Below are 25360 nucleotides of genomic sequence, written 5' to 3'. Positions count from 1 at the left end.
CCCCAGACACAACCAACCACCCCACCCAGACGAGCGAAGAACAGCCAGCCATGCCCACGAGGACAAAAATTTGGCATTGACTAACAAGCACACTGTTGAGTTCTCAAACAACCGACACACACCAACTCAGCCAGACCCACCCGGGCCCAACCTCGCTTGGGGCAACTTCTCGATCTTACCAGGCCCTTCTCCGTCTTCCAACTCGGTGCGATGACCGAGGTGGGAAGCAGCGGAGGCGGATCCAACACCCTCGACGAGGGCCGGCGCACAAGGCTACCAGTCCTTGATGGAGGGGGACCGCCCTGCGGGACCAGCCACCGTGACGTCTCCGTGGAGCCTGTCGTTCGGTGTCCGTTCCTCCCTGCCGGGCGAACGTCGAGAACACTACACGCGGTCCGCGGTCGTGCCAAATCCGCAGAACGACGGGCCTGTCGGGACCTGAGAGCGCGGCACCGGACGCGCCGGAGGGCGGACCGCAACACGGTCCGCCCTCCCCGGGCCGGAGCTCCCGCCACCAGCCCTCGGGCGCGCTCAGTCCTCGACGACCGCGACGCCCAGCGTCTTCTTCCCCCGGCGCAGCACCGCGTAGCGACCGTGGAGGAGGTCGTCCGAATCGAGCACCGCGTCGTCCTGCACGACCTTCACGTTGTTCAGGTGCGCGCCACCCTCGCCGATCGCCCGGCGCGCGGCCCCCTTGGACGCGGCGAGACCCGCGCCCACCAGCAGGTCGGCGACCGGGGTCCCGACCGTCGCCGTGGCGTGCGGCAGCTCGGCGACCGCTGCGGCGAACGTCTGCTCGTCCAGGTCGGCGAGCTCGCCCCGGCCGAAGAGGGCCTGGCTCGCGGCCACGACGGCCGCGGTCGCCTCCGCGCCGTGGACGAGCGTGGTGACGTCGTTCGCCAGGGCGCGCTGAGCCTCCCGGGCTCCGGGCCGCTCCCGGACGGCGGTCTCGAGCTCGGCGATCTCCTCCCGCGTGCGGAACGTGAAGATCTTCAGCCAGCCGACGACGTCCTCGTCCGCGGCGTTGAGCCAGTACTGGTAGAAGGCGTACGGGCTCATCATGTCGGGGGCGAGCCAGACGGCGCCCCCCTCGGTCTTGCCGAACTTGGTGCCGTCCGCCTTGGTGATCAGCGGCGTCGTGAGCACGTGGACGGCGGCGCCCTCCGACTTGCGGACGAGCTCCACGCCGGACAGCAGGTTGCCCCACTGGTCGTTGCCGCCCGTCTGGAGGGTGACGCCGTGGCGACGGTAGAGCTCGAGGAAGTCGATGCCCTGCAAGATCTGGTAGCTGAACTCCGTGAAGCTGATGCCCTCCTCGGACCGCAGCCGTCGGGCGACGGTGTCTTTCGCGAGCATCGTGCCGAGGCGGTAGTGCTTGCCGACGTCCCGGAGGAAGTCGATCGCCGAGAGCCCCGAGATCCAGTCGAGGTTGTTGACCAGCCGGGCCGGGTTCTCGCCGTCGAACTCGAGGAAGCGCGAGACCTGCGCCTTCAGGCGCTCCGTCCACTCGGCGACGGTCTCCTTGGTGTTGAGCACGCGCTCGCCCGACTGGCGCGGGTCCCCGATGAGGCCCGTGGCCCCGCCGACGAGCGCCACCGCGCGGTGGCCGGCGAGCTGGAGGTGCCGCAGCACGACGAGCTGCACGAGGTGCCCGTGGTGGAGGCTCGGTGCGGTCGGGTCGAAGCCGCAGTAGTAGGTGATCGGACCCTCGGCCAGCGCGGTGCGCAGCGCGGCCTCGTCGGTGGACTGCGCCACCAGACCCCGCCATTGCAGCTCGTCGAGAACGTCGCTCACCCTCACTCCTTCGTCCGGTGCCCGGTGGGCACGCACGGCGCGGCCCGGACGGGCCGCCGTCCTAGTGTGCCGTGTCGACGTCGTCACCGGCGCACCGGTCCGGCCCTCGACGGACGTCACCGCGCGCGGGCGCTCACCCGGCGGTACGCGGAGACGGTCGGGTCGCCCGTGAGCCAGTACCGCCACGGGAACCTCTCGCCGTCGCCGCCCTCCCCCGCCACGCCCACGCGGGGGCCGCTCGCGATCACCGGGCGCAGGAGGCCGGCCGGGCGGTGCAGCACGAGGTCCCCGCGGGCGTCGGTGAGCTCGGCGCCGTAGTGGCGCAGGTCCAGGTCGAGCGCCACCGCGAGCCGTGCGGGTCCGCGCGCCACCTGGCGGTCCGAGTCGCACCGCCCGGCCGCCTGACGGCGGGACCGGGCGAGCCCCAGTCCCTCGACGACCTCGCCCGCGCGCAGCAGGACCGCCGCCGCGTGACCCACCCCTCCCGTGACGACGTTGACGCAGTGGTGCAGGCCGAGGTGGTGGTAGACGTAGAGGCGGCCCGCCTCGCCGTACATCGCGCGGTTGCGGTCGGTGCGACCTCGGTAGGCGTGCGAGCCGGGGTCCTGCTCGCCGGCGTAGGCCTCGACCTCGGTGATGCGCAGGGTGACGTCGCCGTCGGCGCTGCGCCGCGTGAGCAGCGCGCCGAGCAGGTCGTGCGCGACCTCGTGGACGTCGCGCGCGTACCAGCCGCGCCCGGGGACGTCCCACGCCCCGACGCGGTCCTCGACCCTCGGGCTCGTCTCCTGCGTGCTCGCCATCCCGACCTCCCTGCGGACCGATCCCCGGACAGGCTACGCCGACGCCGCGACCGCCGCCCCGGAGCACGACGACGCCGTGGGCGTATCACCGGGCGATGCGGCCGAACCCGTCGAGCCGGACGTCCGCGCGCTCGCGCGTGCGGTGACGGGCGAAGTGCTCGCGCTCCGCCGCCATCCACGCGAGCCAGTGGTCGCGCTGAGCCTCGCCGTCGCGCTCGAGCCCGCGGCGCAGGCGCAGGTCGTCGGGAGCCTCGACCCAGACGCGCAGGACCGCGACGTCGTCCGCCTCGCGCCGCGCGGACCCGCACCCCTCGACCACGAGGAACGGTGCCACGGGGACGTCGTGCCACTCGGCGAAGGCGTCGGCGTCCCAGTCGAAGCGCTGGTAGCGTCCCGGCCTGCCCGCGGCGAGCGGGCCAAGGACCCACTCCTCGAGCCGGGACCACGCCGGCTCGAGGCCGCGCCACCCCTCGTAGAGGTCGTCCATGTGCAGCACCTGGGCGGGCAGCGCCTCGCCGAGCCGGGCCGCGAGCGTCGTCTTGCCCGAGCCGGCCGGACCGTCCACCACCACCAGGCGCGTGCCCGACGCCGCCCCCTCGCCCGACGCGTCCGCGGGGCCGGGCACGGGGGTCGGGGGCCGACGCGGACCGAGGCGCGGCGCGGCGTCGTGCACGCGGCGCACGATTTCCGCGAGCACCGCGGGCTCGACGCTCATCGGCCCGGCCGGGGCACGGTCAGCCCTGCGCCCAGAAGCGGTACTCGGCCGAGCGCTCCTGCGCGGCGACGAGCTGCTCGCCCACCCGGGCGGGCGCCGTGCCGCCGACGGCGTCGCGCGACGCGAGCGACCCCTCGACGCTGAGCACGTCCCGCACGCCGGGCGCGAGGTGCTCCGAGATCTCCGCCAGGTCGTCGTCGGACAGGTCCCACAGCTCGATGCCGCGCTCCTCGCAGACCCGCACGCACGCCCCCGCGACCTCGTGCGCCACCCGGAACGGCACGCCCTCGCGCACGAGCCACTCCGCGACGTCGGTCGCCAGGGAGAAGCCCTGCGGTGCGAGCGACGCCATGCGGTCCGTGTCGAACGTCAGGGTCGCGACCATGCCCGAGAACGCGGGCAGGAGCACCTCGAGGGTGTCGACCTGGTCGAACACCGGCTCCTTGTCCTCCTGCAGGTCACGATTGTACGCGAGCGGCAGCCCCTTGAGGGTCGCGAGCAGCCCGGTGAGGTCGCCGACCAGGCGGCCCGCCTTGCCGCGCGCGAGCTCCGCGACGTCCGGGTTCTTCTTCTGCGGCATGATGCTCGACCCCGTGGAGAACGAGTCGTGCAGGCGCACGAAGCCAAACTCCTTCGTCGCCCAGAGGATGACCTCCTCCGCGAGCCGCGAGAGGTCGACGCCGATCATCGCCGCGACGAACGCGAACTCGGCCACGACGTCGCGCGACGCGGTGCCGTCGATCGAGTTCTCCACCGGGCCGTCGAACCCGAGCTCGGCCGCCACGGCGGCGGGGTCGAGCCCGAGCGACGAGCCCGCGAGCGCCCCCGACCCGTACGGCGAGCGCGCGGCGCGCACGTCCCAGTCGATGAGGCGGTCGACGTCGCGCAGGAGCGGCCACGCGTGCGCGAGCAGGTGGTGCGCGAGGAGCACCGGCTGCGCGTGCTGCAGGTGGGTGCGGCCCGGCATCGCGGCGCCGGGGTGCGCCGCGGCCTGCGCGACGAGCGCGTCCACGACGTCGAGCACGAGCCCGGCGATCGTGCGCGCCTCGTCGCGCAGGTACATGCGCACGAGGGTCGCGATCTGGTCGTTGCGGGACCGGCCCGCGCGCAGCTTCCCGCCGAGCGCGCCGCCCGCGCGCTCGATGAGGCCGCGCTCGAGGGCGGTGTGCACGTCCTCGTCGTCGTCGGCCGCGACGAACGCGCCCGACGCGACGTCGTCGCGCAGGCGGTCGAGCGCGGCGAGCATGCCGTCGAGCTCGTCGTCGTCGAGCAGGCGTGCCGCGTGCAGCACCTTCGCGTGGGCCTTCGACCCCGCGATGTCCTGCCCCGCGAGGCGCCAGTCGAAGTGCGTGCTCTTGCTCAGCGCCGCGAGCGCGTCGCTCGGGCCGCCGGCGAACCGGCCGCCCCACAGGCTGACGCGCCCGGTCTCAGCAGGGTCGTTGCTGTCAGTCATCGATTCTCTCCGCAGCCGAGGGGGGGTGGGGGTGGCGGAGGCGTCCTCAGAGACGTCCGGTGCCGAAGTCCACGCCGTTACCGAACTTCTCGTCGCGCGCGGCGGCGAGCTTCGCGGTGAGGCCGTAGATCTCGATGAACCCCTTCGCCTGCGACTGGTCGAACGAGTCGCCCTCGTCGTAGGTGGCGAGGTTGAAGTCGTACAGGCTCGCCTCGGAGCGGCGGCCCGTCACGGTGGCGCGGCCGCCGTGCAGGACGAGGCGGACGTCGCCGGAGACGTAGCGCTGGGTGTCGTCGATGAAGACGTCGAGCGACTTCTTCAGCGGGCTGAACCACATGCCGTCGTAGACGAGCTCGGTCCAGCGCTGCTCGACCCCGCGCTTGAAGCGGGCCTGCTCGCGCTCGAGCGTGACGTTCTCGAGCTCCTGGTGCGCGGCGATGAGGGCGATGGCGCCCGGCGCCTCGTACACCTCGCGCGACTTGATGCCGACGAGGCGGTCCTCGACGATGTCGATCCGGCCGACACCCTGGGCGCCCGCGCGGCGGTTCATCTCCTGGATGGCCTGGAGCGGGGTGACGGGGACGCCGTCGAGCGCGACCGGCACGCCCTGCTCGAACGTGACGATCACCTCGTCGGCGACCGGCGGGAACGTCGGGTCGTCGGTGTAGCTGAAGACGTCCTTGGTCGGCGCGTTCCAGATGTCCTCGAGGAACCCGGTCTCCACGGCGCGGCCCCACACGTTCTGGTCGATCGAGAACGGGTTGTGCTTGGTCGTCGCGATGGGCAGCGCGTGCTTCTCGGCGTACTCGATGGCCTTCTCGCGCGTCAGGGCGAGGTCGCGCACCGGCGCGATCGTCTTCAGCTCGGGGGCGAGCGACGTCGTCGCGACCTCGAAGCGGACCTGGTCGTTGCCCTTGCCGGTGCAGCCGTGCGCGACCGTCGTGGCGCCGAACTGGCGGGCGGCGCGCACGAGGTGCTTGACGATGACGGGGCGCGAGATCGCGGAGACCAGCGGGTACCGGTCGAGGTAGAGCCCGTTCGCGCGCAGCGCGGGCATGCAGTACTCGGTCGCGAACTCGTCGCGCGCGTCGGCGACGTACGCCTCGACGGCGCCGCAGTCGAGGGCGCGGCGGCGGATGACCTCGAGGTCCTCGCCGCCCTGGCCGACGTCGACCGCGACGGCGACGACCTCGGCGCCCGTGGCCTCGGCGATCCAGCCGATGGCGACGGAGGTGTCCAGGCCGCCCGAGTAGGCGAGCACGACGCGTTCAGTCATGACGATCTCTTTCTGTCCGTGAGGGGGTCTGTGGTCCAGTGTGGCAGGGCGGGCGGTGCGTCGACGACGCGTCAGGAGCCCGGCCCGGAGAGGTCGAGGAAGCGGCGCGCGAGCTCGGCGCCGCCGTCGGGGTCGCGGGCGATGACGAGGATGGTGTCGTCGCCGGCGATGCTGCCGAGGACGCCCGGCAGGACGGAGTGGTCGATGGCGGACGCGAGGTAGTTCGCGGCCCCCGGCGGGGTGCGCAGCACGACGAGGTTCGCCGAGGCCTCCGCGGAGACGAGCATCTCGGAGCACAGCCGCGCGAGGCGCGCCGCGAGGTACTCGGGCGACTCGACGCTCTGCACCGTGCGGTCGCCGCCCTCGCCGGGCAGCGCGTACACGAGCGCGCCCGACGTGCCGCGCACCTTCTCGGCCCGCAGCTCGATGAGGTCCCGCGACAGCGTGGCCTGCGTGACGGTCAGGCCGTCGGCGGCGAGGGCGCGGGCGAGCTCGGCCTGCGAGTGGATGGCCGTGCGGCGCACGATCTCGGCGATCCGCGCGTGGCGGGCCGTCTTCGTCGGGGCGGTGGTCGCGGCCCCGTCGCCCCGCAGGTCGCCGCGCGCCTCGGTCACGACCGCTCCAGGAGGAACGTGAGCAGGGCCTTCTGGGCGTGCAGGCGGTTCTCCGCCTCGTCCCACACGGCCGAGCGCGGGCCGTCGATCACCTCGGCGGTGATCTCCTTGCCCCGGTACGCGGGCAGGCAGTGCAGCACGATCGCGTCGTCCTTCGCGTGCGCCACGAGCGCGTCGTCGACCTGGAAGGGCAGGAACGGCAGCGCACGCTCCGCGGCCTCGTCCTCGTCGCCCATCGACACCCACGTGTCGGTCGCGACGACGTCGGCGCCGGCGACCGCCTCGACGGGGTCGCTCGTCACGAGGACCGACCCGCCCGTCTCGGCCGCGACCCGCTGCGCGTCCGCGACGACCGCCGGGTCCGGCAGGTACCCCTCGGGCGTGCCGACGCGCACGTGGAGCCCCGCGGTCGCCCCGCCGAGGAGGTAGGAGTGCGCCATGTTGTTCGCGCCGTCGCCGACGTAGGCGAGGGTCTGCCCCGCGAGCGCCCCCGTGCCGCCGCGGAGCTGGGCGATCGTCAGGAGGTCCGCGAGGATCTGGCACGGGTGGAAGTCGTCCGTGAGCGCGTTGACCACCGGGACACGGCTGATCGACGCCATCTCCTCGATGCGGTCCTGCCCGTACGTGCGCCACACGATCGCGGCGACCTGGCGGTCGAGCACGCGCGTGGTGTCGGCGACCGACTCGCGCACCCCGACTCCCGCCAGACGGCCGTCGACGACGAGCGGGAAGCCCCCGAGCTCGGCGATGCCGGTGGCGAACGACACCTGGGTGCGCAGCGTCGGCTTGTCGAAGAGGACCGCGACGGCCCGGGGACCGGCGAGCGGCTGGCGGAACGTGCGGTCGTCGCGGAACGCGAGACCGATCTCGAGCACCTGCCGCTGCTCGGCGGGCGTGAGGTCGTCGTCGCGCAGGAAGTGGCGCGGGGCCGGCTGGGTCATCGTCAGTCCCTCGTCTCGGGGGTGTCGGCGGGTGCGCCGTCGGGCAGGCGCAGGTCGGCGAAGAACGCGACGACGTCGCGCGCCTGGTCGGCGGTGAGGATCAGCGGCGGGGCGAGCCGGACGGCGTCGGGCGCGACCGCGTTGACGACGAACCCCGCGTCGAGGGCGGCGGCCGCGACGTCGGCCGCGACCGGGCGCGTGAGCAGCACCGCGAGCAGGAGCCCGCGGCCGCGCACCCCCGCCACGAGCGGGTTGCCCGCGCCGGCGACGCCGTCCCGCAGGAGAGCGCCCACGGTCCGGGCGTTGTCCAGCAGCCCGTCGCGCTCGATCACGCCGAGGGTCGCCAGCGCCGCGGCGGCCGCGACCGGGTTCCCCCCGAACGTCGTCCCGTGCTGACCGCGGCCGAGCAGCGTCGCGGCGCGCTCGCCGTACGCGATCACCGCACCGACGGGGAAGCCGCCGCCGAGGCCCTTGGCGAGCGTCACGACGTCGGGCACGACCCCGCCGCCGAGCTCGGGCTGCTGGTAGGCGAACCACGACCCGGTGCGTCCCACCCCGGTCTGGACCTCGTCGAGGACGAGGAGCGCGCCGTGGCGCGCGGTGAGCTCGCGCGCGGCCGCCAGGTAGCCGGGCGAGAGGGAGCGCACGCCCGCCTCGCCCTGGACGGGCTCGACGACGAGCGCCGCCACCTCGCCGCGCCGGGCGACGACCGCCGGCGAGAAGGCCTCCTCGAGCGCGGCGACGTCGTCGAACGCGACGTGCTCGACCCCGCCGGGCAGCGGCTCGAACGGCTCGCGGTACGCGGCCTTGCTCGTCAGCGCGAGCGCACCCATCGAGCGGCCGTGGAAGCCGCCCTCGAGCGCGAGCACGCGCGTGCGTCCGGTGCGGCGCGTCATCTTGAACGCCGCCTCGTTCGCCTCGGTGCCCGAGCTGGTGAAGAACACGCGCGACCCGTCGGGGGCGTCCGCGAGCGCGAGGAGCCGTTCGGCGAGCGCGATCTGCGTGGGCGTGCCGAAGAAGTTCGACACGTGGCCGAGCGTGCCGAGCTGCGCGCTCACCGCCGCGGTGAGGGTCGGGTGCGCGTGGCCGAGCGCGTTCACCGCGATCCCGGCGAGCAGGTCGAGGTAGCGCCGCCCGTCGGCGTCCCAGACGTACGCGCCCTCGCCGCGCACGAGGACGCGCTGCGGCGGCCCGAACGTGTCCATGACGGCGTGCGTGTACCGCTCGGTCCACTCGGGCCCGGAGCCGGGCGCGGTGTCGACGACGTCGCCGCCGGCGGGGATCACGTCGCTCATGCCGCACCTCCGGCCGGGTCCGGCACGACCATCGTCCCGTTGCCCTGCGTGGTGAACACCTCGAGCAGCAGCGAGTGCGGCACGCGGCCGTCGATCACGGTCGCCGCGCCCACGCCCCCCTCGACCGCGCGCAGGCACGCCTCCATCTTCGGGACCATGCCGGACTCGAGCGACGGCAGCAGCGTCGCGAGCTCGGACCGCGTGATCTGCGCGACGAGGGAGCCCCGGTCCGGCCACGACGTGTACAGGCCCTCGACGTCGGTGAGCACGACGAGCTTCTTCGCGCCGAGCGCCACCGCGAGCGCCGCCGCGGCGGTGTCCGCGTTGACGTTGAGCACCTGGGTCGGGTCGTCGCGGTCGGGCGCGATCGTCGACACGACGGGGATGCGCCCGGCGTCGAGCAGGTCCTGCACCGCCGACGGGTGCACCTCGACGACGTCCCCCACGAGCCCGACGTCGACGAGCTCGCCGTCGACCGTCGCGTGCCGGCGCCGCGCGCGCAGCAGGCCGCCGTCCTCCCCCGAGAGCCCGACCGCGTACGGACCGTGCGCGTTGATGAGCCCGACGAGCTCGCGCGACACCTGGCCTGTGAGGACCATGCGCACGACGTCCATCGCCTCGGGCGTCGTGACGCGCAGCCCGCCGCGGAACTCCGACTCGATGCCGAGCCGCGCGAGCATCGCGGAGATCTGCGGTCCCCCGCCGTGCACGACGACCGGGTGCAGCCCGACGCGGCGCAGGAAGACCATGTCCTGCGCGAACGCGGCCTTGAGACGGTCGTCGACCATGGCGTTGCCGCCGTACTTCACGACGACGAGCGCGCCGGCGTACTCCTGGAGCCACGGCAGGGCCTCGACGAGCACCTCGGCCTTCTGGTCGGGGCGCAGGTCGGTCCGCGTGTCGAACGCGTCGTCGTGCGGGGCGGGGGTCTGCGGGTCGCTCATGAGGAGTAGGCGCTGTTCTCGTGGACGTAGTCGTGGGTGAGGTCGTTGGTCCGGACGGTCGCCGTCGCGGACCCGGCGTGCAGGTCGATCTCCACGCGCACCTCGCGGGCGGCCGCGAGGTCGACGAGCTCGCGCGGCTCGCCCACTCCCCCGCCGCGGCACACCTGGACGCCGTTGACCGTGACGTCGAGGGCGAGCGCGTCGAACGGCGCGACCTCCTCGGGGACGGTGCCGACGGCGGAGACGATGCGGCCCCAGTTGGGGTCGTTGCCGAAGATCGCCGTCTTGAAGAGGTTCGAGCGGGTGACGGCCCGTGCGACGGCGACCGCGGCGTCCTCGCTGCTCGCGTTGACGACCGTGACCGCGATCTCGTGGCTCGCGCCCTCGGCGTCCGCGACGAGCTGGCGGGCGAGGGACCCGCACGCCTCGGTGAGGGCGTCGGCGAGCTCGTCCGGCGTCACCGCGACGCCCGAGGCGCCCGACGCCAGGAGGATCACCGTGTCGTTCGTCGACATGCAGCCGTCGGAGTCGACCCGGTCGAAGGTGGTGCGCGTGGCCGACCGCAGCGCCGCGTCCGCGGTCGCCGCGTCGACCACCGCGTCCGTGGTGACGACGCAGAGCATCGTCGCGAGGCCGGGTGCGAGCATGCCCGCGCCCTTCGCCATGCCGCCGACCGACCAGCTCGCGGCGCCGTCCGTCGAGCCCGCGGTCGCGGTCTCCCGCACGACGTGCACGGTCTTCGGCACGGTGTCCGTGGTCATGATCGCGAGCGCCGCGTCCTCGCCGCCCGTGGTCGCCGACGACGGGTCGTCGAGCGCCGCGGCGGCGGCGTCGACCCCGGCGAGCAGCCGGTCCATCGGCAGGCGCACGCCGATGAGACCCGTCGAGCAGACGAGGACGTCGCCCGCGGACGTCGCGAGGACGTCCGCGACGTGCTCGGCGGTGCGGTGCGTGTCCGCGAACCCGTCCGGCCCCGTGCACGCGTTCGCGCCCCCCGAGTTGAGCACGACGGCGCTCGCCCGGCCGTCGCCCACGGCCTGGCGCGTCCACGCCACGGGGGCGGCGAACACGCGGTTCGTCGTGAGGACGGCGGCGGCGACGTCGAGCGGCCCGTCGTTGACGACGAGCGCGACGTCGTGCGCGCCGGTCGACTTCAGGCCGGCGGCCACGCCGGCGGCCCGGAAGCCCTGCGGCGACGTGACGGTCACGGGGCCACCCCCTCGGTGGTCAGGCCGGCCGTCTGCGGCAGGCCGAGCGCGATGTTCATGGACTGCACCGCGGCGCCCGCGGTGCCCTTGACGAGGTTGTCGATCGCCGTGACGGTGACGACGCGGCGTGCGGCGTGGTCGACGGCGACCTGCACGAGCGCCGTGTTGGCCCCGAGCGTCATGGCCGTGCTCGGCCACCGTCCCGCGGGCAGGAGCTGCACGAACGGTTCGCCGACGTACGCGTCGTCCCAGGCCTGGCGCACGCGGGCGTCGACCTCGGCCGGGTCCTGCCCGACGAGGTCGGCGGACAGGGGCGCCGTGACGGTCGCGAGGATGCCGCGCGCCATCGGCACGAGCGTCGGCGTGAACGAGAGGCGGACCTCCACGGCGCCCGCGGCGCGCAGGTTCTGCACGATCTCCGGGACGTGCCGGTGGCTCCCCCCGACGGCGTACGGCTGGGCCGACCCGAGCCCCTCCGAGGCGAGCAGGTGCGGCTTGAGGGACTTCCCGGCGCCCGAGTAGCCGTTCGCGAGGACCGCGACGACGTCGCGCGGGTCGACGACGCCCGCCGCGACCCCGGGCTGGAGCCCGAGCGTCACGGCCGTGACGTTGCAGCCCGGCACGGCGATGCGCCGCGCACCGACGAGCCGCTCGCGCTGGCGCGTCTCGGCCGCGCTCGCCCCCGGGTCCTGCGTGAGCAGGAGCTCGGGCAGCCCGTAGGGCCACGAGCCCGCGTGGGCCGACCCGTAGAACGTCTCCCAGTCGGCGGCCGACTCGAGGCGGTGGTCCGCGCCGAGGTCGAGGACGAGCACGTCGTCGGGCAGCTGCGCGGCGATCTCGCCCGACGCGCCGTGCGGCAGGGCGAGGACCACGACGTCGTGACCGGCGAGGTGCTCGGCGGTCGTGGGGACGAGCACGCGGTCCGCCAGCGAGCGCAGGTGCGGCTGGTGCGCCCCGAGCGGCGTCCCCGCGTTGTTGTGCGCCGTGACGGCGCCGATCTCCACGTCGGGGTGCCCCGCGAGGAGGCGCAGCGTCTCGCCCCCCGCGTACCCGGACGCGCCCGCGACCGCGACTCTGATCGTCATATGCACAACTATACATACTTATGCACTGGCTCGATGCGCCGGCCGGCAGGTGCTCCTGCGGCCGCCACGATCGGGCCCCGCCTAGGCTGGGCCCATGCACGCGATCGTGGCCCGCGCGGCGGGTGGCCCTGACGTCCTGGAGCACCGCGAGGTGGCCGATCCCGAGGCCGGGCCGGGCGAGCTGCTCGTGCGCACGGCCGTCGCGGGCGTGAACTTCATCGACACGTACAAGCGCTCGGGCGTGTACGCGATGCCCTTCCCGCACGTGGTGGGCAGCGAGGGCGCGGGCGAGGTGGTCGCGGTCGGCGACGGCGTCGAGGAGTTCGCGGTCGGGGACCGTGTCGTGTGGACGGAGGCGCCCGGCTCGTACGCGGACCTCGTGGTCGTCGCCGCGCGGGAGGCGCTGCACGTCCCGGACGCGGTCTCCTTCGAGGACGCGACCGCCGTCGCGCTGCAGGGCCTCACCGCGCACTACCTGTGCACGTCCTCCTACGCGGTGCGTCCGGGCGACCGCGTGCTCGTGCACGCCGGTGCGGGCGGGGTCGGCCTGCTGCTCACGCAGATGGTCGTGGCGCGCGGCGGGCACGTGATCTCGACGGTCTCGACGCCCGCGAAGGCCGAGCTCGCGCGCGCGGCAGGGGCCGAGCACGTGATCGAGTACACCGCGTTCGGCGACCTGGCCCACGACCTGCCGGAGGTCGTGCGCGGCCTGACGGGCGGCGAGGGCGTCGCGGCGGTGTACGACTCGGTGGGCCGGGACACGTTCGACGCGTCGCTCGCGTCGTTGCGGCGCCGCGGGACGCTCGTGCTGTTCGGCGGGTCGTCGGGCCAGGTGCCGCCGTTCGACCCGCAGCGGCTCAACGCCGCCGGGTCGCTCGTCCTCACGCGTCCGAAGCTGGCGGACCACACCGCGACGCGCGCCGAGCTGGTGGAACGCGCGACGGAGGTGCTGGGGGCCGTCGCGGGCGGCACGCTGGACGTGCGCGTCGGGGCGACCTACCCGCTCGCCGAGGCGGCCGACGCGCACCGCGCGCTCGAGGGTCGTGCGACGACGGGCAAGGTGCTCCTGGTGCCCGACGCCGCGGCGTCGGGCGTCCCCGGACGTGGCGCATGAGCTGGGACTGGGTCCCGGCGCGCCCCGGCGAGGAGGACGGGTCCGACGGCGGCCCTTCTCCCGCCCTGCGCCGCGCCGTGACGGTGCTCGCCGTGCTGCTCACGGGTGCGCTCGTGGCGTACTACCTGACGATCGGGGTGCGGCAGGGCCCGGACCGGTGCGTCGCCGAGCGGCCCGAGGGCGTGAGCGCGCAGCAGGTCGAGTCGCGGTGGCGGTGGTGGCCGCCCGGCACGGAGTGCGTCTACCCGGCGAGCGACGGCTCGGTGACGCGGGCCTGACCGGGCGCTGCCCGACGGGGCGCGCCCGGCCCCACGGGGAGCGCGTGCAGGTGGTCGACCGGGCCCCGGCCCGTCCCCACGTGGAGCGCGGCCCCGGCGCGCAGCGCGCCCGTGAGCCAGTCCTTGGCCTCGGCGACGGTCTCGACCCAGTCGGCACGCTGGGGCCGCAGTGCCGCGAGCGCCGCGGAGAGCGAGCAGCCCGTGCCGTGCGTGTGGGGCGTGTCGACGCGCTCGGCGTCGTACCGCGTGACCCGCCCGCAGGGGTCCTGCGCCGAGGCCGGCTCGACGAGGGCGTCGGGCGACCCGTCGCCCGTGAGGTGCCCGCCCTTGAGCAGGACCGCGGTCCCGGTGGCCGCGGCGACGGACCGCGCCTGGTGGAGGGCGGCCTCCCAGGTCCCCGCGACGGGCTCCTGCGCGAGCACCGCGAGCTCGGGCAGGTTGGGCGTGACGACGTCGGCGAGCCGGGCGAGGTCGCGCACCGCCTGCTCCGCGCCCGCGTCGAGGAGCCGGTGGCCGGACGTCGCGACCATGACGGGGTCGAGCACGACGTCCGGGGCGCGTGCACCGCGCTCGCGCCGGGTCGCGGCGAGCGCGGCGAGCCACGCCGCGATCTCGCGCGCGTTCGCCTCGTCGGCGACCATGCCGATCTTCACGGCGTCGATCTCGACGTCGTCGGAGACCGCGTCGAGCTGGGCGCGCAGGAACGCCGGGCCGGGGACGTGGACGGACCGCACACCGTGCGTGTTCTGCGCGACGAGCGCCGTCGTGACGGACATGCCGTACGCGCCGTGGGCGCAGAACGCCTTGAGGTCCGCCTGGATGCCGGCCCCTCCGGTCGGGTCCGTGCCCGCGATCGACAGGACGCGCGGGCGGGAGGGTCGGGCGGGGGCGAGCGTCATCGGCGGACATCCCTTCGCTGGTACGAGCCAGAGCAGGTTCGACGGGTGTGATCTCAGCCCCGCGGTCGGGGCACCCCGTGTCGTCGGCCATGCTAGCGGTCCCGGCAGGTGCGTCGAGCGGTCCCGAACGCACCTGCCGTCGGCCGTGCCGCGTCAGCGGGCGGGCAGCGCGCCCTGCATCGGGTCGTCGTCGCCCCACCGCGTGACGCGCAGACGGCGACCGTCGGGCCCCGGGACCGCGCGGCCCTCGCGTGCCGCCGCGTCGAGCGCCGCGCGCAGCGACTCCGGCGAGTCGTGCGTCACCCGCACGAACGCGCCCGAGAACGCGTCCAGGTCACCCTGCGCGATCGCGACGACCATCTCGACCGTGCGCTCCACCGGCGTCCACTCGGTCCGGGCGCGGTGCATCTCCATCGAGCCGGTCATGTCCGTCCGCACCACCCCGGGCGCGACCTCGAACGTGCGCAGCCCGCGCGCGTACCCGGACCGGTGCAGGTTCGCGCCGATCCGCAGGAGCGCCGTCTTGCTCGCGTTGTAGGCGCTCGCGCCCTCCATGTCGTGCGAGCCCGCGCCGCTGTTGAGGTCGACGACGCGTCCCCCGCCGCGCGCGATCATGCCCGGCACGACGGCGCGCGCCAGGAGGAACGGCCCGCGCACGTTCGTCTCGACGATCGCCCACCACTCGTCCGGGTCGGCCTCCCACAGCGGCACCTCGGCGTCGACCCGGCCCGCGTTGTTCACGAGCAGGTCGACCCCGCCGAGCGCGGACTCCGCCGCACGGACGGCGTCGGCGACCGCCTGCGCGTCGGTCACGTCCGCCGTGACGACCACGGCGCGGCCGCCCGCGGCGGAGATCTCCTCCGCGACGCCCGCGAGCCGGTTGCCGTCCCGCGCGAGCAGCGCGACGTCGAGCCCGGCGGCCGCGAGCCCGACGGCGATCGCGCGCCCGATGCCGCGCGACGCCCCCGTGACGAGCGCCGTGCGCGCGGGCGCGACGACCCGCGCCGCACCGGCGCCGTCGGCCGTCGCCGGGCCCGCCGTGCCCGCGCTCACGCGCGCAGCTCCGCGCCCACCCGTGCCCGGGCGGACTCGACGGCCCCCGCGCGGACACGGGCGACGTCGTCGGCCGTGAGCGTGCGGTCCGGCGCGCGCAGGCGCAGCGAGAACGCGAGCGACGCGCGGCCCTCGCCGACCTGCTCGCCCGTGTAGACGTCGAACAGCGTGATCTCCTCGAGGAGGTCGCCCGCGCCCGCGGCGACCGCGGCACGCAGGTCCTCGGCCGCGACGTCGGAGCCCACCACGAACGCGAGGTCCTCCTTCGCCGCGGGGAACGCGGAGACGGGGGTCGCGACCACGGGCTCGTCGGGCGAGGCGGCGACCAGCGCCGAGAGGTCGAGCTCGAACGCCACCGAGCGGGCCGGCAGGCCGAGGTTCTCGAGCACCTTGGGGTGCAGCTCGCCCGCGTGACCGACGACGGTCCCGTCCGCGAGCGCGACGCGCGCGCACCGCCCCGGGTGCCACGGCGCACGGCCGGTGTCCGCGTCCACCACGACCTCCGCGCCGACGCGTGCGGCCACGAGGCGGGCGGCGTCGAGCGCGTCCGTCCAGTCCGCGGCACGGCCCGCGCCCCACCACCCGGCAGGCTCACGACGCCCCACGAGGACGCCCGCGACGAACCGCGGCTGGTCCGGGACCGCCGCGTCGATCTGCGCGAGCGCGTCGTCCGAGGGTCGGACGCCCGGGGGCAGCGTCGGCGCGGCGGGCGCGCCCGGACGCGGCCGCGTCACGAGACCGGTCTCGAAGACCGCGAGGTCCGTCAGGCCGCGCCCGACGTTGCGGCGCGCCGTCTCGAGCAGCGTCGCCAGCAGGTCGGTGCGCAGGAGCGGCCGGTCGTCGGCCAGCGGGTTGACGAGCCGCACGGCCCGGCGCCGCTCGTCGTCCGCGGGCAGGCGCAGCGCGTCGAGCTCCGCCGTCCCGACGAACGGGTAGCTGAGCGTCTCGACGAACCCGGCCTCCGCGAGAGCGCGCGCGACGGAGCGACGCGCCGACTGCTCGCGCGTCAGCCCCCGGCCTCCCGGCGCCTTCGGGAGCACCGAGGGGATCGCGTCGTACCCGACGAGACGTGCGACCTCCTCCACGAGCTCGGCCGAGCCCGTGAGGTCCGAGCGCCACGACGGAGGCGTGACCACGAGCACGTCGGGGTCCGCCGGGTCGGTGACGACGTCGCAGCCGAGCGACGCGAGCGCTCCCGCGACCTGCTCGCGCGTGTACGCGACGCCGACGAGCCGTTCCGGCTCGGACACGCGCAGCCGCACGGGCGCAGGCGCCACGACGCGGTCGAGGTCCGAGACCGCCGGGTCCGCCGTGCCGCCGCCGTGCGCCACGAGCAGGTCGACGACGCGCTGCGCCGCCACGGCGGGCAGGCGCGGGTCGACACCGCGCTCGAAGCGCTTCGCCGCCTCGCTCGACAGCTTGTGCCGACGCGACGTGCGCGCGACGGAGACCGGGTCGAAGTGCGCGGCCTCGACGAGGACGTCCGTCGTGGTCGGCCCGACCTCCGACGACGCCCCGCCCATGACCCCGGCGAGACCGAGGACCCGCGCGCCGCGTGCGCCGTCGGGCGAGTCGGTGATCAGCAGGTCCTCGGGCGCGAGGGCGCGGTCGACGTCGTCGAGCGTGACCAGCCGCTCGCCGGGCTGCGCCCGGCGCACGACGACCGGCGCCGCGACGGACGCGAGGTCGTACGCGTGCAGGGGCTGGCCGAGGTCGAGCATGACGTAGTTCGTCACGTCCACCGCGAGCGAGATCGGGCGCATGCCGGACGCCGTGAGGCGCCGCTGCATCCATGCGGGCGTGGTCGCGGCGGGGTCGATGCCCCGTACGACGCGCGTGACGAAGCGGTCGCACCCGGCGACGCCGTGGATCGGGGCGTCGTCGTCGACCTCGACGGCGAAACCGTCGGGGGTCGCGGCGGGCGGCGGCGTCGGGAGCGAGCCCGCGAGGCCACGGTCCGTGAACCGGGCACCCGTCGAGTGCGCGTACTCGCGCGCGACGCCCCGGTAGGAGAACGCGTACCCGCGGTCCGGCGTGACGTTGATCTCGAGCACCTCGGTGCCGAGACCGAGGAGCGCGACGGCGTCCTGGCCGGGCGTGAGGTCGGCCGCGGCGAAGCCGATCCGCGGCAGCACGATGATCCCGTCGTGGTCCTCGCCCAGGCCGAGCTCGCGCGCCGAGCAGATCATGCCGTCGGACACGTGCCCGTAGGTCCTGCGGCTCGCGATCGAGAACGGCCCCGGGAGCACTGCGCCGGGCAGCGCCACGACGACCAGGTCGCCGGGGCCGAAGTTGTGCGCCCCGCACACGATGCCGCGCGCCTGGCCGCCCTCGGCGGCGGGCACGCCGTCGACGTTGTGCGTGCCGACGTCCACCTGGCACCAGTTGATGGTCTTGCCGTTCTTCTGCGGCTCGGGCGTCAGCTCCAGCACGCGCCCGACGACGAGGGGTCCGGTCACGGCCGCTCCGTGCACCTCCTCCTCCTCCAGGCCCACGCGCACGAGGTCCGCCGCGAGCCGCTCGGCCGTGAGACCGACGGGCAGCTCGACGTGGTCGCCGAGCCAGTCGAGGTCGACGTAGGGCATCAGATCTCCGTCCCGAACTGGGCGGAGAAGCGCACGTCGCCCTCCACCATGTCGTGCATGTCCGCGATCTGGTGGCGCAGCATGAGCGTGCGCTCCACGCCCATGCCGAACGCGAACCCCGAGTACTCGTCCGGGTCGATCCCGGTGGCGCGCAGCACGTTCGGGTTGACCATGCCGCAGCCTCCCCACTCGATCCAGCCCGGCCCGCCCTTCTTCTGCGGGAACCACAGGTCCATCTCGGCGCTCGGCTCCGTGAACGGGAAGTAGCTCGGGCGCAGCCGCGTGCGCGCCTCGGGCCCGAACATCGCGCGCGCGAACGCGTCGAGCGTGCCGAGCAGGTGCGCCATCGTCAGGCCCTTGTCGACCGCCAGGCCCTCGACCTGGTGGAACACGGGCGTGTGCGTGGCGTCGAGCGCGTCCGTGCGGAACACCTTCCCCGGGCACGCGACGTACAGCGGAACTCCCCGCTCCAGCAGCGAGCGCGCCTGCACGGGCGAGGTGTGCGTGCGCAGCACGAGGTTCGACGGCGCGGCCTCGCCCCCGCCCTGCGTCGCCCCCGCGGGCTCGCCGGCCACGTAGAACGTGTCCTGCATCTGCCGTGCCGGGTGGTCCGGGCCGAAGTTCAGCGCGTCGAAGTTGAACCACTCCGCCTCGACCTCGGGACCGTCGGCGATCTCCCAGCCCAGCCCGACGAAGAAGTCGGCGATCCGCTCCTGGAGCGACTCCAGGGGGTGGCGCGCGCCGCGGGGCGCACGGTCCGTCGGGAGCGTGACGTCGACGGCCTCCGTGACGAGCACCCGCTCGTCACGCTCGGCCTCGAGCTCGGCCTGGCGTGCGGCGAGCGCCTGGTTGAGGCGGCCGCGGAGCGGTCCGAGCAGCCGCCCGGCCGTCTTCTTGTCCTCGGGCGCGAGCGACCCGATCTGCCGGTTCGCGAGCGCGAGCGCGCTGCGGTCGCCGGTGTGCTCGGTCCGCACCGACCTCAGGGCGTCGAGGTCGGGCGCCGCTGCCACGGCCGCGAGCGCGGCGTCGAGCGCGGACTGCAGGGCGTCGGCGTCGAGGGGCGACGGCGCGGCGGGCGGGGCCGCGTCGTCGGACCCGGTGGCGGGCGCGACGGCGGCGTCAGGGCTGGACATACGTGCCTTCCTGGCGGTGGCGGGACGGTGGGCCGTGCCCACGGAGCGCGTCACGTGGGCGGACGCGCGGACGCGCTCGGCGCGTCCGCGTCATTCTAGGGCGCCCGTCCGGGCCGGTCCCGTCCGCGTCCCGGACGACCGGGAGGCACGACGGCGCGCGTCAGCGCGGGCCCGTGACGGGCCCGGTAAATCGGCGATCAGCTCGCGCGGTCACCCGGCCATCCTCGCACAGGCGTGCCCGGTGCGCCCGAACCGCGGCTCTCCTGCGGCCCTACTCGTGCAGCGTGCCGACGAGCGGGACGGACGCGACCTCGCGGTGGACCGGGCGACCGTCGCCGAGGTCGGAGGCCACGAGGACGAGCCGGTCCGCGGTCCACCGCGGCCCGTCGTAGACGGCCAGGGCCGCAGCAGGTCCCTGGAGGGCGTCGCGCAGCGTGGGCCCCTCGTCCTGCTCCCGGCGGCGGCGCGCCGCCCGCCGCTCCGCCTGGCGTGCGCCCGCGGCGGCACGCGCGACCGTGAGGTGGGCGCGCTGCCGCGGCCGCCGGTCCAGCCGGGCGCCCGCGTCCGCGCCGCACTCGGCCGCGGCGGCGCTCAGCGCACGCAGACGGTCGACCGACGACCGCTCGCCGCCCACGCCGACCCACAGGACGCGGTGGTCGAAGACCCCCGCACCCCGCAGCGCGAGGTCGAGCGACGCCGTGCCGCGCGCCGCGTCGGCGAGGCCGTCGACCAGGTCGGGGACCGCGCCGTCGGGCACCTCGCCGTAGAACGCCAGCGTGACGTGCCACAGGTCGCGGGGCGTCCAGCGCACCAGCGGCGCCCCGTCGGGCCGGGACGGCTCGAACGCCCGGACGGCGCCCAGCGCGAGATCGAGGTGGTCGCACGCCGCGACGCCCGGGTACAGGGCCGCGAACAGCCTCACGCCCGCGCCCCCCGCTGGGCGCGACCGGACGCGTACAGGCACACGGTGGCGGCCGTCGCGAGGTTGAGCGACTCGGCCCGCCCGCGGATCGGGACGCGCACCACCGCGTCGGCGAGCGCCCGGTCCTGCTCCGGCAGGCCCCACGCCTCGTTGCCGAACACCCACGCCGTCGGCCGGGCCAGGTCGGGGACGGACGTGCCGCCGCTCGCACCCGCCACGTCGAGGAGGTCGTCGAGGTCGTGCTCGCCCGTCCCGTCGGCAGCGAGCACGAGGAGGCCCGCGCCACGCAGGGCGGCCACCGTCTCCGCCAGGGTCACGCCCGTCACGACGGGCACGTGGAACAACGATCCCGCCGTGGACCGCACGACCTTGGGGTTGTCCACGTCGACGCTCTCCCCCGCGAGCACGACGAGGTCCGCCCCCGCCGCGTCCGCCGCACGGATCACCGTGCCCGCGTTGCCCGGGTCGCGGACCGCGGCGAGCACCGCGACGAGGAACGGTCCCCGTGCGGCGGCGGTCGCGGAACCGGTCGACGGGTCGGCCACAGGATCGGTCCCGGGAACGGTCACGGGGCCGGTCGGTGCGCCGGTGAGGGCGACGAGGACGTCGTCGAGCGACGGGCGCACGGCGCGCAGGACCGCGAGGACCCCCTGGGCGTCGGCGCTCATCGCCGCGAGCACCTCGGGCGTGCCGACGTGCACGTGCAGGCCCGCGCCGCGCGCGGCGCCCAGGATCTCGTCGTAGCGCTGCGCCGCGGCCGGGGTGAGGTACACGTCCCGCACGCGGTCCGCCGCGTGCCGGACCGCCTCGCGCACGGCCTGCGGCCCCTCGACGAGGAGCTGACCGTGCCGCGAACGCGCCGGACGCCCGGCCAGTGCCCGGACCGCCCTGACCCGGTCGCTGCGAGGATTCGTCAGCGAGGGGTCGAGGGGGTCCGGCACCGACCGGGCGTCCGTGGCGTGGGTGTCGCCGCTCAGGCTGCGGCCTTCGGCGCGTTGACGTCCTCGGGGAGCGCGTCCTTCGCGACCTGGACGAGCGCGTTGAACGCCGCCACGTCGTTGACCGCGAGCTCGGCGAGCAGGCGACGGTCGACCTCCACACCCGCGGCCTTGAGGCCCTGGATGAGGCGGTTGTACGTCAGGCCCTGGGCGCGCGACGCCGCGTTGATGCGCTGGATCCACAGCTTGCGGAAGTCGCCCTTGCGCGCCTTGCGGTCGCGGTAGGAGTAGACGAGGGAGTGGGTGACCTGCTCCTTCGCCTTGCGGTAGAGGCGCGAGCGCTGGCCGCGGTAGCCGCTGGCGCGCTCGAGGGTCGTACGACGCTTCTTCTGGGCGTTGACCGCCCGCTTCACGCGTGCCACGTGATGCTCCTTGCAGTTCGGGGCTCAGGGTGAGCCGGTCGGTGACGGGGTGCCGTCACCGCGACCGGGTCACTTGCCGAGCAGCTTCTTGATCGACTTGACGTCTGCGGGCGAGACCTGCTGGTCCTGGGCCAGGCGGCGGGTGCGCTTGGTCGGCTTGTGCTCCAGCAGGTGACGGCGGTTGGCCTGCTCGCGCATGACCTTGCCGCCCCCGGTGATGCGGAAGCGCTTCTTGGCGCCCGAGTGCGTCTTGTTCTTCGGCATGGCTGCCGTCTCTCCTCGTGTCCGGTCGGCTGCCGCGAGGCGGCCGACGTGTTCGGGCCGGGCCGGTGGGCCCGGACCAGAGCGTTCGGTCTGGTCGGCCGGGACTCAGCCGGCCTTGCCGCGCGGAGCGGGCTTCGGGGCCGGGCGCGGGGCACCCGGCTTGGGTGCCGCGGGCCGCGGCGCAGGTGCGGCGGGCTTGGCCGCGGCCGGACGGGGCGTGCTGCCCGCCGGCTTCGCGGCAGCGGGCTTCGCCGCAGCCGGCTTGGCCGTCGCAGGCTTGGCCGTCGCAGGCTTGGCCGTCGCGGGCCTCGGGGCAGCGGCACGCGGCGCCGACGTCGCCGCGGCGCGCGGCCGAGGTGCCTCGGCGGGCTGCTCGACGGCGGGAGCGGGCTGCTCGGCCACCGGCGCCTCGACGGCCTGCGGCTGCTCGACGGCCTGCGGCTCCGCCGCGGGCTGCTCCGGCTGCTCGGCCGACGGCTCCGGGGCGTCCGTCGCGCGGGCCGCGGCGCGCTGCGCCGACTTCGTGAGGCGCGGCTCCGCCTCCTGCGCACGCTTGCGCTGCTCGCTCTTGGCGTCGGCCTTCTTCTTGACCGGGCCGAGCACCATGGTCATGTTGCGCCCGTCCTGCTTGGGCATCGACTCGACGAAGCCGAGCTCCGCGACGTCGTCCGCGAGGCGCTGCAGCAGGCGCACGCCCATCTCCGGGCGCGACTGCTCGCGGCCACGGAACATGATCATGACCTTGACCTTGTCGCCCGCGGCGAGGAAGCGCTCGACGTGGCCCTTCTTGGTGCCGTAGTCGTGCGGGTCGATCTTCAGGCGGAACCGGATCTCCTTGAGGACGGTGTTCGCCTGGTTGCGCCGCGCCTCGCGCGCCTTCATGTCGGACTCGTACTTGAACTTGCCGAAGTCCATGAGCTTGGCGACGGGCGGACGGGCGTCCGGGGCGACCTCGACGAGGTCGAGGTCGGCGTCCTGGGCAAGGCTCAGGGCAACCTCGGTGCGGACGACGCCGACCTGCTCCCCGCCGGGACCGATGAGTCGGACCTCGGGGACGCGGATCCGATCGTTGATGCGAGGCTCGCTGATGTGATGCTCCTAGGAACTCGTCGTGAGACCACCCGGGACGAGGAAGGCCCCCGTCCCTGAGCGCAGAACGGAGGCCATCGGAGCCGGTCGTCGTGGGTGCACCACGACGACCGCGTCAGGTCCGGGCGCCACGAGGGACGTCGGTCCTGACCAGGACCCGGCCTCCGTCGCGGCACACGGCCGACGGTCGAGACCCGGGTGGGATGGGATCCACTTGCGCACCCGCGCTCGGCACACCGGGGACCGGTCGCGCCCAGGGGCCGCGCCGGACCGCCGACGAGACGTCGCACGGGTCGGTCAGCCATCAAGGGTAGCAGACGCCCCGCGCGGGCGCGTGTCGCCGGTTCGTCGGGACGCCCGCCCTCGACGACGTCGACGAACTAGACGAGATCCAACATTGGAACTATTCCAGTAAAGCGGGTTAGAGTGGCGGCATGACGACGGGAGCCACGCACCGCACGCAGCACGAGGCCGAGCTGCGCGGCCACGGGCTGCGGGTGACCGCGGCACGTCTCGCCGTCCTGGGCGCCGTGGACGACCAGCAGCACGCCGACGCCGACACGGTGCTCCGCAGCGTCCGTGACAGCCTCGGCTCCGTGTCGGTGCAGGCGGTCTACGACGTCCTCAACACCCTGACCGACAAGGGCCTGCTGCGCCGGATCGAGCCCGCCGGCCACCCGGCGCGCTACGAGCGGCGCCTCGGCGACAACCACCACCACGTCGTCTGCCGACGCTGCGGCGCCGTCGCCGACGTGGACTGCACGGTGGGCCACGCCCCGTGCCTCGCGCCGAGCGGCACCGGCGGCTTCCGGATCGACACCGCCGAGGTGACGTTCTGGGGCCTGTGCCCCGACTGCACCGACTGACCACCACCTGCCCCGACGCCCGACCGGCGACCCGAAACCCCACGGAAGGGGCGACGCCTACCCTGCGTGCGCCCTTTTTGTCTGCGATGTCCGACACCCTCCGACCGGTCCTGACCGACCATCGACGAAGGAGCACCCCATGACCGCACGCTTCACCACGACGAACGCCGGCGCACCCGTCGCGTCCGACGCGCACGCCCAGACCGTAGGGGCCGACGGCCCGATCGTCCTGCACGACCACTACCTCGTCGAGAAGCTGGCCCAGTTCAACCGGGAGCGCGTGCCGGAGCGCGTCGTGCACGCCAAGGGCGGCGGCGCGTTCGGCACGCTCACCGTCACCGGCGACGTGAGCGCCTACACCCGTGCGGCGCTGTTCCAGCCGGGCACCACGACCGAGATGCTCGCGCGCTTCTCCTCCGTCGCCGGCGAGCACGGCTCGCCCGACACGTGGCGCGACCCGCGTGGCTTCGCGCTGAAGTTCTACACGACCGAGGGCAACTACGACCTCGTCGGCAACAACACGCCGGTGTTCTTCCTGCGCGACGGGATCAAGTTCCCCGACTTCATCCGGTCGCAGAAGCGCCTGCCGGGCTCGAACCTGCGCGACAACGACATGCAGTGGGACTTCTGGAGCCTGTCCCCCGAGTCGGCACACCAGGTCACCTGGCTCATGGGCGACCGCGGACTGCCGTCGAGCTGGCGCCACATGGACGGGTTCGGCTCGCACACGTACCAGTGGATCAACGCCGCGGGCGAGCGGTTCTGGGTGAAGTACCACTTCACCACCCAGCAGGGGATCGTCAACCTCTCCGCCGACGAGGCGGCCCAGCTCGCGGGCTCGGACGCCGACCACCACATCCGCGACCTCTACGAGCACATCGAGGCGGGCGACTTCCCGCGCTGGACCGTGTCGGTGCAGATCATGCCGTACGAGGACGCGAAGACGTACCGCTTCAACCCGTTCGACCTCACCAAGGTCTGGCCGCACGCGGACTACCCGCTCGTCGAGGTCGGCGTGATGGAGCTCAACCGCAACCCGGAGAACTACTTCGCCGAGATCGAGCAGGCGACGTTCGCGCCGAGCAACTTCGTGCCCGGCATCGCGGCCAGCCCGGACAAGATGCTGCTCGCGCGCATCTTCTCCTACGCGGACGCGCACCGGTACCGCGTCGGCACGAACCACGCCCAGCTCCCCGTGAACGCGCCGCACGCGGCGGCCGAGGGCGGCCACTCGTACGCGAAGGACGGCGCGATGCGCTACTTCTTCTCGTCGGCCACCACCCCGGTCTACGCGCCCAACAGCCAGGGTGGCGCGCACGCCGACCCGGCGCGTGCCGCGGAGTCGCCCGGCTGGGAGTCCGACGGCGAGCTGACGCGCGCCGCCGCGACCCTGCACCCCGAGGACGACGACTTCGGCCAGGCCGGGACGCTCTACCGCGAGGTGTTCGACGACGCGGCCCGCGCGCGGTTCCTCGAGACCATCACCGGTCACGTCGGGGCCGTGCGCAGCGACGAGATCCGGGCGCGCGCGGTCGCGTACTGGACGAACGTCGACGCCGGTCTCGGCGCGAGCCTGCGCGCCGCGCTGGCCGACGCCGGCACCCCCGTCGAGCTCGGCGAGCCGGGCACCGCGAGCGAGCCGGTCCGCGTCTGACGCCTGACCCGGCCACGC

General features: G+C 74.7%; 24 protein-coding genes and 1 riboswitch. Of the genes, 4 read left to right on the top strand and 20 right to left on the bottom strand.

Annotated elements, in window-relative coordinates; all coding sequences use genetic code 11:
• Positions 1-531: 531 nt before the first annotated feature.
• From tyrS to argC, 11 genes are all read right to left on the bottom strand, one after another.
• Positions 532-1794: a tyrosine--tRNA ligase gene (gene tyrS, locus LGQ04_RS14920; RefSeq protein ID WP_229244722.1), complete on the bottom strand. Its 1263-nt coding sequence runs from the start codon at positions 1792-1794 to the stop codon at positions 532-534.
• Between the two features lie 116 nt (positions 1795-1910).
• Complete coding sequence (locus tag LGQ04_RS14915; protein WP_229244721.1) at positions 1911-2594, bottom strand: DNA-3-methyladenine glycosylase; 684 nt, start codon at positions 2592-2594, stop codon at positions 1911-1913.
• 85 nt (positions 2595-2679) lie between these two features.
• A complete protein-coding gene (locus tag LGQ04_RS14910; RefSeq protein ID WP_229244720.1) occupies positions 2680-3309 on the bottom strand; it encodes a uridine kinase family protein in 630 nt (209 codons plus the stop codon).
• Positions 3310-3328: 19 nt separating this feature from the next.
• Entirely contained in the window at positions 3329-4762 is a 1434-nt protein-coding gene (gene argH, locus LGQ04_RS14905; protein WP_229244719.1) for an argininosuccinate lyase, read from the bottom strand.
• Positions 4763-4808: 46 nt separating this feature from the next.
• Complete coding sequence (locus LGQ04_RS14900; RefSeq protein WP_229244718.1) at positions 4809-6038, bottom strand: argininosuccinate synthase; 1230 nt, start codon at positions 6036-6038, stop codon at positions 4809-4811.
• Positions 6039-6109: 71 nt separating this feature from the next.
• Entirely contained in the window at positions 6110-6652 is a 543-nt protein-coding gene (locus LGQ04_RS14895) for an arginine repressor (protein ID WP_229244717.1), read from the bottom strand.
• Positions 6649-7593 carry an ornithine carbamoyltransferase gene (argF, locus tag LGQ04_RS14890; protein ID WP_229244716.1) on the bottom strand — a complete coding sequence of 315 codons (945 nt, stop codon included), beginning with the start codon at positions 7591-7593 and terminating at the stop codon, positions 6649-6651. Before argF ends, LGQ04_RS14895 begins: the two co-directional genes overlap by 4 nt.
• Positions 7594-7595: 2 nt before the next feature.
• Complete coding sequence (locus LGQ04_RS14885) at positions 7596-8888, bottom strand: acetylornithine transaminase (RefSeq protein ID WP_229244715.1); 1293 nt, start codon at positions 8886-8888, stop codon at positions 7596-7598.
• Positions 8885-9832 carry an acetylglutamate kinase gene (gene argB / locus LGQ04_RS14880; RefSeq protein WP_229244714.1) on the bottom strand — a complete coding sequence of 316 codons (948 nt, stop codon included), beginning with the start codon at positions 9830-9832 and terminating at the stop codon, positions 8885-8887. Before argB ends, LGQ04_RS14885 begins: the two co-directional genes overlap by 4 nt.
• Entirely contained in the window at positions 9829-11040 is a 1212-nt protein-coding gene (gene argJ, locus LGQ04_RS14875; protein WP_229244713.1) for a bifunctional glutamate N-acetyltransferase/amino-acid acetyltransferase ArgJ, read from the bottom strand. The genes argB and argJ overlap by 4 nt, the downstream gene beginning before the upstream one ends.
• Positions 11037-12125: an N-acetyl-gamma-glutamyl-phosphate reductase gene (gene argC, locus LGQ04_RS14870; RefSeq protein WP_229244712.1), complete on the bottom strand. Its 1089-nt coding sequence runs from the start codon at positions 12123-12125 to the stop codon at positions 11037-11039. Before argC ends, argJ begins: the two co-directional genes overlap by 4 nt.
• Positions 12126-12219: 94 nt before the next feature.
• On the opposite strand from argC, the gene LGQ04_RS14865 reads away from it, so the two are divergent.
• Positions 12220-13239, top strand: coding sequence for a quinone oxidoreductase family protein (locus tag LGQ04_RS14865; protein ID WP_229244711.1), 1020 nt, complete (start codon positions 12220-12222; stop codon positions 13237-13239).
• Positions 13236-13517, top strand: coding sequence for a hypothetical protein (locus tag LGQ04_RS14860; RefSeq protein ID WP_229244710.1), 282 nt, complete (start codon positions 13236-13238; stop codon positions 13515-13517). The genes LGQ04_RS14865 and LGQ04_RS14860 overlap by 4 nt, the downstream gene beginning before the upstream one ends.
• Here LGQ04_RS14860 and thiD read toward each other — a convergent pair.
• The 9 genes from thiD to infC form a co-directional block, all read right to left on the bottom strand.
• Complete coding sequence (gene thiD, locus LGQ04_RS14855; RefSeq protein ID WP_229244709.1) at positions 13481-14416, bottom strand: bifunctional hydroxymethylpyrimidine kinase/phosphomethylpyrimidine kinase; 936 nt, start codon at positions 14414-14416, stop codon at positions 13481-13483. The two genes, LGQ04_RS14860 and thiD, sit on opposite strands and share 37 nt — an antisense overlap.
• Positions 14409-14504, bottom strand: a riboswitch (TPP riboswitch). It overlaps the preceding gene by 8 nt.
• Before the next feature lie 65 nt (positions 14505-14569).
• Entirely contained in the window at positions 14570-15469 is a 900-nt protein-coding gene (locus LGQ04_RS14850) for an SDR family oxidoreductase (protein ID WP_229244708.1), read from the bottom strand.
• Complete coding sequence (gene pheT, locus LGQ04_RS14845) at positions 15466-18054, bottom strand: phenylalanine--tRNA ligase subunit beta (protein ID WP_229244707.1); 2589 nt, start codon at positions 18052-18054, stop codon at positions 15466-15468. Before pheT ends, LGQ04_RS14850 begins: the two co-directional genes overlap by 4 nt.
• On the bottom strand, positions 18054-19187 hold the full coding sequence (pheS, locus tag LGQ04_RS14840; protein WP_229244706.1) for a phenylalanine--tRNA ligase subunit alpha: 1134 nt from the start codon (positions 19185-19187) through the stop codon (positions 18054-18056). Before pheS ends, pheT begins: the two co-directional genes overlap by 1 nt.
• Before the next feature lie 271 nt (positions 19188-19458).
• On the bottom strand, positions 19459-20109 hold the full coding sequence (gene thpR / locus LGQ04_RS14835; protein ID WP_229244705.1) for an RNA 2',3'-cyclic phosphodiesterase: 651 nt from the start codon (positions 20107-20109) through the stop codon (positions 19459-19461).
• Positions 20106-21026: a TrmH family RNA methyltransferase gene (locus LGQ04_RS14830; RefSeq protein WP_229244744.1), complete on the bottom strand. Its 921-nt coding sequence runs from the start codon at positions 21024-21026 to the stop codon at positions 20106-20108. Before LGQ04_RS14830 ends, thpR begins: the two co-directional genes overlap by 4 nt.
• A 56-nt stretch (positions 21027-21082) precedes the next feature.
• Positions 21083-21469 (bottom strand): 50S ribosomal protein L20, encoded by a 387-nt coding sequence (gene rplT, locus LGQ04_RS14825; protein WP_024840664.1) that lies wholly within the window; start codon positions 21467-21469, stop codon positions 21083-21085.
• A 69-nt stretch (positions 21470-21538) separates the two neighbouring features.
• Positions 21539-21733 carry a 50S ribosomal protein L35 gene (rpmI, locus tag LGQ04_RS14820; RefSeq protein WP_229244704.1) on the bottom strand — a complete coding sequence of 65 codons (195 nt, stop codon included), beginning with the start codon at positions 21731-21733 and terminating at the stop codon, positions 21539-21541.
• Between the two features lie 105 nt (positions 21734-21838).
• A complete protein-coding gene (gene infC / locus LGQ04_RS14815) occupies positions 21839-22771 on the bottom strand; it encodes a translation initiation factor IF-3 (protein ID WP_229244743.1) in 933 nt (310 codons plus the stop codon).
• A 485-nt stretch (positions 22772-23256) separates the two neighbouring features.
• On the opposite strand from infC, the gene LGQ04_RS14810 reads away from it, so the two are divergent.
• Both LGQ04_RS14810 and LGQ04_RS14805 read left to right on the top strand, forming a co-directional pair.
• Entirely contained in the window at positions 23257-23688 is a 432-nt protein-coding gene (locus LGQ04_RS14810; protein WP_229244703.1) for a Fur family transcriptional regulator, read from the top strand.
• A gap of 139 nt (positions 23689-23827) precedes the next feature.
• Positions 23828-25342 carry a catalase gene (locus LGQ04_RS14805; RefSeq protein WP_229244702.1) on the top strand — a complete coding sequence of 505 codons (1515 nt, stop codon included), beginning with the start codon at positions 23828-23830 and terminating at the stop codon, positions 25340-25342.
• Positions 25343-25360: the final 18 nt, after the last annotated feature.

It is taken from the genome of Cellulosimicrobium marinum (assembly GCF_020551945.1).
Classification (GTDB): Bacteria; Actinomycetota; Actinomycetes; order Actinomycetales; family Cellulomonadaceae; genus Cellulosimicrobium; species Cellulosimicrobium marinum.
Note: the sequence above shows the minus strand (reverse complement) of the source record. Positions and strands in the feature narration are given on the sequence as shown.